The organism is Paenibacillus typhae (genome assembly GCF_900099765.1).
GTDB classification, from domain to species: domain Bacteria; phylum Bacillota; class Bacilli; order Paenibacillales; family Paenibacillaceae; genus Paenibacillus_AQ; species Paenibacillus_AQ typhae.
Genome location: NZ_FNDX01000003.1, coordinates 121,268 through 133,630 on the forward strand (window position 1 = coordinate 121,268; position 12,363 = coordinate 133,630).

The 12,363-nt window shown below is 51.5% G+C and carries 8 protein-coding genes; 2 read left to right on the forward strand and 6 right to left on the reverse strand.

What is annotated here, in order from left to right; all coding sequences use genetic code 11:
• Positions 1–176 precede the first annotated feature (176 nt).
• Positions 177–4,286 carry a S8 family serine peptidase gene (locus BLR64_RS03915; RefSeq protein WP_244157605.1) on the forward strand — a complete coding sequence of 1,370 codons (4,110 nt, stop codon included), beginning with the start codon at positions 177–179 and terminating at the stop codon, positions 4,284–4,286.
• A gap of 173 nt (positions 4,287–4,459) precedes the next feature.
• Here BLR64_RS03915 and dnaJ read toward each other — a convergent pair whose 3' ends face one another.
• The 4 genes from dnaJ to hrcA all read right to left on the reverse strand — a co-directional run bounded on the left by dnaJ (position 4,460) and on the right by hrcA (position 9,462).
• Positions 4,460–5,584: a molecular chaperone DnaJ gene (gene dnaJ / locus BLR64_RS03920; protein WP_090712379.1), complete on the reverse strand. Its 1,125-nt coding sequence runs from the start codon at positions 5,582–5,584 to the stop codon at positions 4,460–4,462.
• A 218-nt stretch (positions 5,585–5,802) separates the two neighbouring features.
• Positions 5,803–7,638 (reverse strand): molecular chaperone DnaK, encoded by a 1,836-nt coding sequence (gene dnaK, locus BLR64_RS03925; protein WP_090712381.1) that lies wholly within the window; start codon positions 7,636–7,638, stop codon positions 5,803–5,805.
• A 167-nt stretch (positions 7,639–7,805) separates the two neighbouring features.
• The gene (grpE, locus tag BLR64_RS03930) at positions 7,806–8,381 is read right to left on the reverse strand and encodes a nucleotide exchange factor GrpE (RefSeq protein ID WP_090712383.1); all 576 of its coding nucleotides are present in this window, start codon (positions 8,379–8,381) and stop codon (positions 7,806–7,808) included.
• Positions 8,382–8,430: 49 nt separating this feature from the next.
• Positions 8,431–9,462: a heat-inducible transcriptional repressor HrcA gene (gene hrcA, locus BLR64_RS03935; protein ID WP_068724831.1), complete on the reverse strand. Its 1,032-nt coding sequence runs from the start codon at positions 9,460–9,462 to the stop codon at positions 8,431–8,433.
• Between the two features lie 228 nt (positions 9,463–9,690).
• On the opposite strand from hrcA, the gene BLR64_RS03940 reads away from it, so the two are divergent.
• The gene (locus BLR64_RS03940) at positions 9,691–10,416 is read left to right on the forward strand and encodes a hypothetical protein (RefSeq protein ID WP_090712385.1); all 726 of its coding nucleotides are present in this window, start codon (positions 9,691–9,693) and stop codon (positions 10,414–10,416) included.
• 87 nt (positions 10,417–10,503) lie between these two features.
• On the opposite strand, the gene BLR64_RS03945 is transcribed toward BLR64_RS03940, so the two are convergent.
• Both BLR64_RS03945 and hemW read right to left on the reverse strand, forming a co-directional pair.
• On the reverse strand, positions 10,504–10,995 hold the full coding sequence (locus tag BLR64_RS03945) for an N-acetyltransferase (protein ID WP_090712666.1): 492 nt from the start codon (positions 10,993–10,995) through the stop codon (positions 10,504–10,506).
• 92 nt (positions 10,996–11,087) lie between these two features.
• Positions 11,088–12,260 carry a radical SAM family heme chaperone HemW gene (hemW, locus tag BLR64_RS03950; RefSeq protein ID WP_090712387.1) on the reverse strand — a complete coding sequence of 391 codons (1,173 nt, stop codon included), beginning with the start codon at positions 12,258–12,260 and terminating at the stop codon, positions 11,088–11,090.
• Positions 12,261–12,363: the final 103 nt, after the last annotated feature.

Consider the following 12,363-nt stretch of genomic DNA (forward strand, 5'->3'; position numbering starts at 1 on the left):
CAACATTACTTTTAACTGGATTTTACATTTTACCAATGGTAGAATCTTCTTAATATTTTTCCTACTAGCCGGGACGGAAATAAAAAGAGATTACTAGAAAGGAGAATCGGACTACTGTCTATAGCAGGAAAAATTCAGCTGTATCAGTACACATACTCATCTGGAGGGGATTACATTTGGAGTGGAATAAACTACCTCGCAAGCTGTCTGTCATCACCCTGTCACTTGGAGTGACAGCAGGCATGATTCCTGGAGCGGCTTTTGCCGCGGGCAGCCCGCAGACGCTATCATCGACTAAATCTTTAACCTCAATTACCCAGACATCCAATCAGACGTACATTTCACCACAGATTGATACCAAATCTTCAAAAGATGTCCGCGTCATTGTGCAATTGAGCGGCCAGCCTGCAGCAGTAGGCAAATATGCAGCCAAGCAAGGAATCTCCGCGCTCTCCACGACAGCTACGGAAGCTGCCGTCAAGAGCCAGCAGTCCGAGGTACTTGATAAAGCCGATGATCTCGGCATTGATCTGACCGTCAACTACCAGTATGACACGGTACTGAACGGCTTTGAAGTGTCCGTCCCGGCCAATGAAATTCCGAAGCTGGCCAAAATCTCCGGTGTTACCTCCATCTATCCGAACAGCACCTGGTACGCCCTTCCCGATGTAACTGTAACGGAGGCTACTTACAGAAATGATAATGCTCCGCTGGAACAGATTCATGCGGATTGGGCTGCGGATCAGGGCATTACAGGCGCGGGGCTCAAGGTCGGTGTTATTGATACCGGTGTGGATTACCTGCATCCGGACATTGCCCCTGTCTACAAGGGCGGTTACGACTCCTTCTATCAGGATGAAGATCCTTATGAAGAAAAACCTTTGACCAAGGAAGAAGATCCATACAAGACAGGCTATAACGGAACTTCCCACGGAACGCATGTCTCGGGTACGATTATCGGACAATATGCCGCAAAAGGTGATGTTGCCCAAAAAGGCGTAGCACCAGGTGCAGAGCTTTATGCATATAAGGTTCTGGGGCGAAATCTTGATGACCCGAGCACCTCTTCCGGTTCATCCGCCCAGGTTATTGACGGGATTGAGCATGCCGTTAAAGACGGCATGGATGTCATCAATCTGTCGCTCGGCTCTGACTCCGAAAAAGACGTGAATTCCCCTGACTCCATCGCCATCAATAACGCCGTGCTCTCAGGAGTTACAGCGGTTATTGCCAACGGTAACAACGGGGAAGCGGGCTATTTCTCCCTTGGCTCTCCTGCGGCTGCGCAGCTGGCCATTTCGGTTGGCGCTGTAACAAGCCCGATCAAAGCCTTCTCGGGTAATTTCAAAGCAGAAATCGCCGATTCTGTAACCACTGTCACTTATTCCGAGTACTTCGATTTTCATGTAATGGCATACAAGCTCGGACAGTATAACTTCTCAGATATTATCGGCACCGATCCGGTTGAAGTCGTATACGCCGACCTTGGTGCAGAAGAAGACTACCCGGATCGCGACATCGAAGGCTCGATTGTCCTGCTCTCCCGCGGGGATCTGGCATTTGTCGATAAAATTGCCATTGCCAAAGAACACGGGGCCAAAGCTGTCGTTATCTTTAACGGAAATGCCGCTAACTCCCAGGCTATTCTTACGGAGAGCATTAACGGACGCGACGGGTTCATCGGCAGCAATCTCGGGGACGGATATGACTACATTCCAACCTTCGACATTGAAGGCTCCAAAGGACGTGCACTGGCCAGAGCCATTCTTGCGAACGATGGTAAGCCAGTCTACTTCACCTTCGGAAATGAGTACAAGCAGACGATGACTGCAGGCGATGAAATAACTTATTTCTCCTCCATGGGTCCTAACGTGGACGGAAACCTCAGCATCAAGCCTGACATTGTCGCTCCTGGTGACGGGGTATTGTCCACGTATCCGGCATATGGCGGAGATTATACCGAAGCATACCACCGCAGCAGCGGTACTAGCATGGCTACTCCGCACGTGGCGGGCTTGTCACTCCTGATCAAACAGGCCCATCCGGAATACACCCCGTTTGATATCCGTGCCGCTCTTGCCAATACTGCAGATCAGCTCCTCTATAAGGGTGAGCCTGAAGATCTGTATATTCAAGGTCCTGGCCGGGCAAACGTAGAGAATGCCATTAAGACACCGGCGCTGCTACAGGCGATCGAACCGATTACTATACTTGACAAAAACTTTGCGGCACAGAACGTAATCAATTACAATCCATCTACCAGCTTCGGAACTCTTCTTCCGGGAGCTGTGGCTTCCAAAGAATTGCAGCTCAAAAATGTCAGCAGCAAAGAGCTGACTTATACCGCCTCAGTGGAATGGAACTATGGTGATCTGGAGAATGTAACAGCAACGCTGGATAAGACAACAGTAACAACCTCTGCTTATGGTACTTTTAACTTCAACTTGAACGTTAATGTGTCTGCACAAACCGAACCGCAGATGCTGCAAGGTAATGTCGTTCTTGAAGCCCCGGGACAGCCTACCCTGCATTTGCCGTTCGCAATTAACGTCGATGAATCCGTGGATCAGCCTGACTGGGGCACTGGTATCCAGGAAGCAGAGATCACAACACCAATTGTGTACAACAACTCAGGAGCTGTCCTTAACTACAAGCTGAAAGCAGATGACATCAATTATTATGAAGTAGATCTCGTAGGCCTGGACGATAAAACCAAGGGTTATTTCCAGGTTGCCGCTACAGATTCTCCGGATAAATATTTTGAGCCGGGAGATTACTCTACTGTAATCAGCGCCACTTATCATCCATATGACAGTGAAGGGGATCCGATTCTTGATGCAAACGGCAATCCCGCTGTTGCTTATCTGACAGACGGGGTTTATAAACTTCAGGTGCTAGGCATCAATGCTGAGGATAATTCCAAACTCCCTATCAAGATCGACCAATACGAAGATGAATTCTATACTACCTATACCTCATTCCGCTTCATTAATCAGCCGGCGCCAAACACAGGTACCGACGGCGGTTCAAATGGCGGAGGCGGCGGTGCAGTAACACCTGCGACTCCGGCAGTGCCTGCTGCTGCAGCCTCACTGATTGAGGAAGGAACGACCCGGGCCACCCTGACTCCGGCTACTGTGTCCAAGGATAAAGTGACTACCGTTACTGTAACCGACGACAACCTGAAGACTGCGCTGGCAAACGCTTCAGCTGCCAAGACCGCTGTCGTAATAGCGCTGCCTGCAACAACCGACACAGCAGTTGAACTGAACCTGACAGCAGCCCAGGTAACCCAGCTGGCAGGCATCCATGCCGACAGCAGTGTTGTTGTTACAGTCAATGGTTCTGCCGTCGCTCTGCCAGTGTCCTTGCTGAAATCTGCACCTGCAGGACAGAACTTCAAATTTGACATCAAGCAGGCGCCTGAAGCCGCGGGAAGATTGACTTCCAGCGTTGCCGGGTCCACGGTAATCGGAACTCCGGTTACATTTGAGGCTTCCTGGACTACCGCTACCGGCAGCACCTACTTGAACACACCGACTAACCTCTTTATTAAGAGATCCTTTACTGTACCAGGCGCTATCCAGCCGAATACAGCCGGTGTTCTCTTCGAGGATGACGGCGTTGTTACTCCGGTTGCATCTGTATTCAAACCGCAGGCAGACGGTTCAACCCTTGTTACCGTAAGCCGCCCGGGCTTCTCAACTTATGCTGCAGTAAGCAAGCCTGCCGCAGCATTCACAGATATCGCTGCCTCAGCTTCAGCTGAAGCCATACAGGCTCTGGCTAACAAGCTGATTATCCAAGGCACATCGGCTACGACCTTCTCACCGAAGAGCAGCCTGACCCGTGCAGAATTTACTGCGCTCCTGACCCGCGCACTCGGGCTTCGTACTGATGCCAGTGTTACCTTCACTGATGTCAGCTCTACTGCCTGGTATGCCCAGGATGTGGCCGCTGCTTCCAAGGCAGGACTGATTCTGGGTATCGGCAACGGCAAATTTGCACCAACCCAGAATGTAACCCGCCAGGAGCTGGCAGTGATTCTGGACAGAGCGCTCAAATTAACCGGAACTGAACTGAAGAGCACAAATCCTTCCTTTACAACGTATACGGACAGCGCGAAAGTGGCTCCTTACGCGAAGGATAGCCTGCAGACCCTGTCTGCAGCCGGCATCATCGGCAGCGATACAGGTTCCAGCTTCAATCCGGTTGCTCCGGCAACCCGTGAAGCAGCTGCTGCTGCTCTATACCAGCTGCTGAACAAAATCGGCTTGATCGAGTAGGGTTTAGTTAATACGCCTGCTGTTAACCTCAGCAGGCGGAAGAGCAAAAGGATCGTGCAACGGCCACCCGGCCCTGCACGATCCTTTTTTTATAACAACCGCCAACATCAAAAACCCCCCGCTTCGTGTTGTGACACGAAGCCGGGGGTTTAATTTAAGCCCATTTCCAAAACTTAATCACCGCGAAAGGCGCGCTTCACACGGTCAAAGAACGATTGCTCCTGCTCATGCGTGTTCTCGCCGTTGTAGGAAGCGAACTGGCGGAGCAAATCCTTCTGCTCTTCGCTCAGCTTGCTTGGCGTTACAACGACTACCCGCACATGCTGGTCGCCTGTGCCGCTGCCGCGCAGATGCGGAACCCCTTTGCCTCTGAGGCGGAAGAAGGTGCCGGTCTGGGTTCCGGCAGGAATCTTGAGCTTCACCTTTTCGGTCAGGGTAGGGATTTCAATCTCGTCACCCAGCGCCGCCTGAGCAAATGTCAGCGGAACCTCGCACATGATATCATCGTTCTCACGCACAAAGAACTCATGGTTCTTCACGCGGATGACAATGTACAGGTCACCCGCCGGGCCGCCGCGTGTACCGCCTTCGCCTTCACCGGTCATACGCAGCTGTGCGCCGTCATCTACGCCGGCTGGAATGCGTACATGGATCTTGCGCTGCTTCTTAACCTTGCCCTGGCCTGCGCAGGTCGGGCATTTCTCTTTGATGATTTTGCCTGTGCCGCTGCAATGGGAGCAGGGACGGCGGTTACGCATCTGTCCTAGCGGGGTATTCTGCACGAATTCCTGCTGCCCGCTGCCGTGGCAGACGGAACAGGTCTCCGGCTTCGTACCCGGTTTAGCTCCGGAGCCAAAGCAGGTATCGCAGGACTCTGTACGCGGAATCGTAATATCGGTCTCTTTGCCGAATACCGCTTCCTTGAACTCAATGGTCATTGTGTACTGCAAATCGCCGCCGCGCTGCGGGGCATTCGGATCACGGCGCCCGCCGCCTCCGCCGAAGAACATATCAAAGATATCGCCGAGTCCGCCGAAATCTCCGCCGCCGCCAAAGCCGCCGCCCATACCCTGATTAGGATCGATATGGCCGTACTGGTCATAACGGGCACGCTGCTGGCCGTCACTCAGCACGTCGTAAGCTTCCTTCACTTCCTTGAACTTGGCTTCGGCGTCGCTGGCTTTATTGACGTCCGGGTGATACTGGCGTGCCAGCTTACGGTAAGCCTTCTTTATTTCGTCGTCAGATGCATCTCTTCCGAGACCCAGCACCTCATAATAATCGCGTTTATCTGCCACTGCTTTCACCTCCGTACATCAATACTCAATTAGCCTGTAACATGTCAAGTAGAAACGACTTTACCGTCCTAAACAGGACGGTATCCATTTCTGCCAGAAATATAAGGATTATTTATAGTTTAAAACATATAAATTCTTATATTTTAAAAGGAAAGCCAAAACACGGGATGCCCCGGTCTTGACCTTCCCTTCGTACGAAATAGACTTATCGTTTAAGGTTACCCTTGATTCTTCTCGTCGTCAACAACCTCGTAGTCAGCGTCAACAACATTATCCTTCTTAGCACCCTCTGGAGCACCTTCAGCACCTTGCTGCTCTTGTGCAGCCTGCTCATACAGCTTCACGGACAGCTGCTGTACAATCTCGGTCAGCGCTTCTGTAGCTGCATTGATTTCTTCCAGGTTGTCAGTTTCCAGTGCTGCTTTTACTTTGTCCTTAGCCGCATTTGCTTTCTCGATCTCGGAAGCATCCGCTTTATCGCCAAGGTCCTTGATTACTTTATCTGTGGAATACACGAGCTGGTCAGCATTGTTCTTTGCTTCAACCAGTTCTTTACGCTTGCGGTCTTCCTCAGCGTGCAGCTCGGCATCCTTCATCATTTGTTCTACTTCAGCATCGCTCAGGCCGCTGGAAGAAGTGATCGTGATCTTCTGGCTCTTGTTCGTGCCTTTGTCCGTTGCCGATACATTAACGATACCGTTGGCGTCGATGTCAAAAGTAACCTCGATCTGCGGTACGCCGCGCGGTGCCGGCGGGATCTCGTTCAGCATGAAGCGTCCCAGCGTCTTGTTGCCGTTCGCCATTTGGCGTTCACCCTGCAGCACGTGGATTTCCACGCTTGGCTGGTTGTCGGCAAAGGTCGAGAAGACCTGCGATTTGCTTGTAGGAATTGTAGTGTTACGCTCAATCATCTTCGTGAACACGCCGCCTGCAGTTTCGATACCGAGGGACAGCGGAGTTACGTCGAGCAATACCACGTCTTTAACATCACCGGTCAGCACGCCTGCCTGGACAGCAGCACCAAGGGCTACCACTTCATCCGGGTTAACACCTTTGTGCGGCTCTTTGCCGGTAAGCTTCTTGATCGCTTCCTGTACGGCAGGAATACGGGTGGAACCGCCGACAAGCACGATTCTGTTCAGGTCAGCAGGAGTCATGCCGGCATCGCTAAGCGCCTGGCGTGTAGGTCCCAGTGTGCGTTCTACCAGACCTGCAGTCAGCTCATCGAATTTGGCGCGGGTCAGGTTAACTTCCAAGTGCTGAGGCACGCCGTCAACAACCGTGATGAACGGAAGGGATACGGTGGTGGTCAGTACGCCGGACAGTTCCTTTTTCGCTTTTTCGGCAGCATCCTTGAGACGTTGTACAGCGGCCTTGTCCTTGCTCAGGTCAATGCCCTGTTCCTTTTTGAATTCAGCTACGAGGAAGTCCATAACCACCTGGTCAAAATCGTCGCCGCCGAGACGGTTGTCACCGCTGGTAGCTTTAACTTCGAAGAAACCGTCGCCCAGCTCAAGGATCGATACGTCGAATGTACCGCCGCCGAGGTCATAGACGAGAATGGTCTGGTCTTCAGCCTTCTCAAGACCGTAAGCCAGTGCAGCTGCAGTAGGCTCGTTCACGATACGCAGCACTTCAAGGCCGGCAATTTTACCTGCATCCTTGGTTGCTTGACGCTGGCTGTCATTAAAGTAAGCCGGAACTGTAATAACGGCCTGGGTAACCGGCTGTCCAAGATAGGCTTCAGCATCGGATTTCAGCTTCTGAAGGATCATTGCGGAAATTTCCTGCGGAGAAAAATCTTTTCCATCAATGCTTTCTTTGTGGTTCGTACCCATATGACGCTTAATCGAAGCGATTGTGCGGTCAGGGTTGGTAATGGCCTGGCGTTTGGCTGTTTCGCCGACGATCCGTTCGCCGTCTTTCTTGAAGCCTACAACCGAAGGGGTTGTGCGCGCGCCTTCCGGATTCGGAATAACGACAGCTTCGCCGCCTTCCATAACGGCAACGCAAGAGTTGGTGGTTCCAAGGTCAATCCCGATAACTTTACTCACTGTAATGTGCCTCCTCAGAAATATTATGGAGCCCCGGCTCCTGTAATTGATAGTTAATTAAATAACGCTGATAATGATAGGGTTCTGCACATAACAATACGGCCGGAAGCTTCCGGCATAGTATCTTCTGTGACAGTCATTGGTGTTACCCAAGGTATATAGACAGACTACATGCTGACTTTGACCATGGCCGGACGAAGAACCTTATCCTTCAGGAGATAGCCCTTCTGGACCTCTTCCGTCACGATGCCTTCCTCGTGCTCCTCGCTCTCCACCTGCATAATCGCCTGATGATATTCAGGGTTAAATGGCTGTCCTACTGTTTCCATGGCCGCAAGGCCTTCAGACTTCAATACCCCTTCCAGCTGACGAAAAATCATGTTGATGCCTTTGGTAAAGGCCTCAGATTCAGCGTTGCCCGGAGCAGTTACCAGTGCACGCTCAAAATTGTCGAGTACCGGAAGCAATTCCGTAACGAGCTTTGATGTGGCATATTGCGCCAGCTCTTCCTTCTCCTTCTGGGTGCGGCGGCGGAAGTTATCAAAATCCGCCTGTACACGCAACGTACGGGCCTGAGCCTCCTCTGCAAGCTCCTGGAGGCGCTTGGCAGCTTCACCGCCGTCTGAAGCCTCCTCGATGTCCGCCGTGCTCTCTGCCGCGGCTTCAGCCTCATCGGCTGCCAGGGTTTCATTTACTGCTTCATCTTTCAATTCATTCGGATCCTGAACCTGTTCCTCTTTCAAGTTGTCTTCACCTCCTTCAATTCATTCACGCAAATCAATTACACTCTGTTCACTTATACCAGTGTGCCAGCATCGCTGTCAAATCCCGGGATAAAATTCCGAGGATGCCCATTACACGGGCGTATTCCATCCGGGTCGGACCCAGAATGCCGATACTGCCCAGTGCCTTGCCGTCCAGTGAATATGTTGCTGTAATCAGACTGCAGTTGGCAAAGGCCTCATGCTTATTCTCCGTCCCGATGCGGACCTGTATTCCGGTTCCGCCGGATGCGGGGGACAGCATCTTCAGCAAAGTCGGCGTCTCTTCCAGCAGATCAAGGATCGTCTTGACCTTGTCAACGTCTTTGAACTCCGGCTGGGTCAGCATATTGGCTGCCCCGCTCAGATAGATGCGCTGGTCATGATCGCTTTCGAGAGCCTGGTCAAGCACCTGCATCAATTCTTCGTAATGGGAGATGTGACGCTGCATTTCCTCGCCCAGCTCGGAATAGAGCTGGCTCTTCAGCTTATATAGCGGAACGTTTACCAGCTTGCTGTTAAGCAGATTTACGACCTTTTCCATTTCGGAAAGGGAAATTTCGGGCGGAATCTGAACCGTACGGTTCTCTACCTGCCCGGTGCTGGTAACAATAATCGCCACGGCATTATTGCCGTCAAGCGGAAGAAGCTGAAAATGGCGCAGTGAAGTATGAAAAACCTCCGGTCCCAAGAGGATGGAAGTGTAATTCGTCATATTGGAGAGAATCATTGCCGCATGCTGGATAACCTGCTCGGTAGCATTCAGCTTCTCGGCAAAAAAGGCGCGGATCGTGCCCATTTCTGCTGTTCCTGCGGAATTCCACGGCACCAGATGATCCACATAATAACGGTAGCCTTTATGTGAAGGAATTCTTCCAGCCGAAGTGTGCGGCTGTTCAAGATAACCTAATTCCTCCAGATCAGCCATTTCGTTGCGGATGGTTGCCGGGCTATAGCCCACATCACCCCGTTTGGAGATGCTGCGCGAGCCTACGGGCTCTGCGGAAGAAATATAATCATCCACGATAGCATTAAGGATCATTCTCTGGCGTTCAGTTAACATGTTATTCCCTCCTATCGGCTGTGGCTCCGATTCGTTAGCACTCTACTCAGATGAGTGCTAACCACTAATACAAAAATACCAAACTGACCTTGAGATTGTCAAGTCGGATTCAGTCCGGATTTGGATAACAGCTTTATCAATTTTTAATCCAGATACCGGAAATCCTCCGCAACCTCTGACCCGGGCTTTCGTCTGAATATAAAATATAGTAGAAATGGGGGAAGCTGCATGAAAAGCAAAAAATACCGGTGGATCATCCTGGCCGTCGGGCTGTTTCTGGCCGCTGCTGTTTTGTTGTATGTGAGAGAGACCGGCAGGCGGGACAGCTGCTTTTACGGTGATGTTGATTATGTCTCAGTGTTACAGTGGGATGGTGTTGTCTACCAGGAGGATAATCATAGTCCGCCCGGGGAGCTTAACAAAAAAGGCAAACTTCTAGGCGAGATCTCCTACCGCAAAGCAGACCACCAGTGTCCGCGAACTGAGATGCGTGATGGCGATTCCACACTGCTTGAAGTTGGCACAGAGCTGTATGAAGTGAGCGGATACAAGACATCTGCCCGGTTATGGGCGGGGGACAGGCTGTTCGTGGCCGATAGCAATCCTGATGCCAGGACGCTAAATGATCTGCTTGATATCTCAGGCAAAATAACAGCGGTCCGCTTTATCAGCGGAATGGACGGCACAACGCACCTTATGGACTTCACACCGGAGGCCGCTGAACTTTTTATTAAAGAGTTCCCCATGCTGAAATATATTCCGTTTGAACAGCTATATAAGGAAACCAAAGGCTGGGTAGGCGATCATTACTCACTCGAAATCGAGCTGCAGGACGGGACTGCCATGCCCATCGTATATAATACGCTGTCTCCCTCCTTTAATCCCCCTGCCTATGCTACTCCTGAGCTTGCACAGCTTATCGAGCAGCAGCGCAAGCTAATCTATGCCAAGTAACCTAAAAAAGGCCGCTGCTCCCGGGACTGGCTCCCTGGCGGACAGCGGCTTTTGTATGTTGTAACGCGGCAGCATGCGGCTGCCCGCTTAATCTAATCTCTTCATTACGGCAATTTCGTCACAGGCATGCTGCTTCTTGCAGTTTACGCAATCTGTCCATACCTTCTCGGGAAAAATCTCCTTCTCCACTACGGTGAACCCGTTTCTGAGGAAGAAATCGACTGCATACGTCAGTGCCATAATCTTCGGAATGCCCTGACGTCTTGCTTCCTCTGTCAGCTTCTCCAGAATCATGGAGCCGACACCCTTGCCCTTGCCTTCATCGCGCAGCCCAATGGACCGGACTTCAACGAGGTCATTCCCGAGTCTGAACAGCGAACCGCAGCCCACGAACATGCCGTCAATCTCAGCAATGACGAACTGGTCGATCTGGCGGGTCAGTGCCTGCCTGGAACGGGGGAGCATAATTCCGCGCTGGGCGTACTCCTCTATCATTAAGTACAGCGGCTCCACATCCTCCACCGTAGCATTTCTGCATATCACTTTAGATTCTCCCGCAGGAGCCGACTGGCGGATCATTTCCGTCTTGACAAGCACTTTAACTCACCCCTCGTTGTTAATATGAATAAATATACAACAGGGTGAATTACAATTCAAGGGGTATTTCAAAATTAAACCTCTGTCAAAAGTCCGACAAATTCCCCGAAAACATCATTGCCGAACAGGATTCCCTGTTTGCTAAGCCGGTAGGTGCCACCGTCCTGCTCCAGCAGCCCGGCATGCAGCAGTTTATGCAGCGGCGCGCCAAAAATTTCCTCCAGCGTCTTGCCGAACTGGGCCTGGAACGCACTGCCTGATACCCCGGCACGCATACGCAGGCCGACCATCATAAAGTCCTCCATTGCCTCCTGCTCCGAAATCTCAAAGGAATCCAGACGCGGCAGGCCGCTGCGCGAAGCTTCATTATAGGGATTAACGCCTTTGATATTGATATGCCGCTGACGTTTGACGTAGCCATGCGCCCCTGCACCAAGGCCATAATAATCTTCATTCCGCCAGTACGTTATATTATGACGGCTCTCCATGCCCGGCTTGGCAAAATTGCTGATCTCATATTGGATATAACCTGCCTTCTCCATTTCAGACATGAGCAGCAGATACATTTCCAGCTCATCCTCTTCACTCGGCAGCGGCAGCTTGTTCTTGTTGAACAAGGTGTGGAACAGCGTATTCTCCTCCACCTTCAGGCTGTAGATTGAATAATGCGGCAGATCCAGCTCAAGCGCCTTACGGACACTCTCTCTCAGCATATCCACCGTCTGGTTCGGCAGGCCGAACATCAGGTCGACCGACAGGTTATTCAGTCCCACACTGCGCGCATTCTCCAGGCTGCGGTAGACGTCATCGACGTTATGAATCCGGCCGATTCCGCTCAGCAGCTCATTCTGGAAGGCCTGAACGCCAAAGCTGACGCGGTTAACCCCGCCTTCCTTCATGACTTTCAGCTTCTCTATATCTGTGGTGCCGGGGTTGGCTTCCATAGAGAATTCGATATTGTCATCCCACTGCGGGAAATGCCGGCGGACCGAAGCCAGGAAATAAGCCATTTCATCCGGCTTCAGCACCGTCGGTGTTCCGCCGCCGACAAAGATGGTCTTGATCACACCCGGCGGAGTCTGCTGCACGGTCAGCTCCATCTCCCGGTCAAGCGCATGCAGATAATCCATTACCGGCTGATCCTTCAGCACATAGGAGTTGAAATCACAGTAAAAACATTTATTCGTGCAAAACGGAATATGAATATATACGGCCTCAGGGGGACGGCCATTGTTATGAGCGGTCATAGCTGTCTCCTTTAAATTTTATTTAGTAGTGCCAATCTATATAGCCAGAAAAGGGAAGCCGTCAGGCTTCCCTTCAGTGTCTCATTACTTAATTAAACGGCGC

What these genes read in the sequence shown, in the direction of transcription:
- BLR64_RS03940 (WP_090712385.1), top strand. Translation starts at nt 9,691, where the DNA reads ATGAAAAGCAAAAAATACCGGTGGATCATCCTGGCCGTCGGGCTGTTT.
- BLR64_RS03945 (WP_090712666.1), bottom strand. Translation starts at nt 10,995, where the DNA reads ATGATCCGCCAGTCGGCTCCTGCGGGAGAATCTAAAGTGATATGCAGA.
- hrcA (WP_068724831.1), bottom strand. Translation starts at nt 9,462, where the DNA reads ATGTTAACTGAACGCCAGAGAATGATCCTTAATGCTATCGTGGATGAT.
- hemW (WP_090712387.1), bottom strand. Translation starts at nt 12,260, where the DNA reads ATGACCGCTCATAACAATGGCCGTCCCCCTGAGGCCGTATATATTCAT.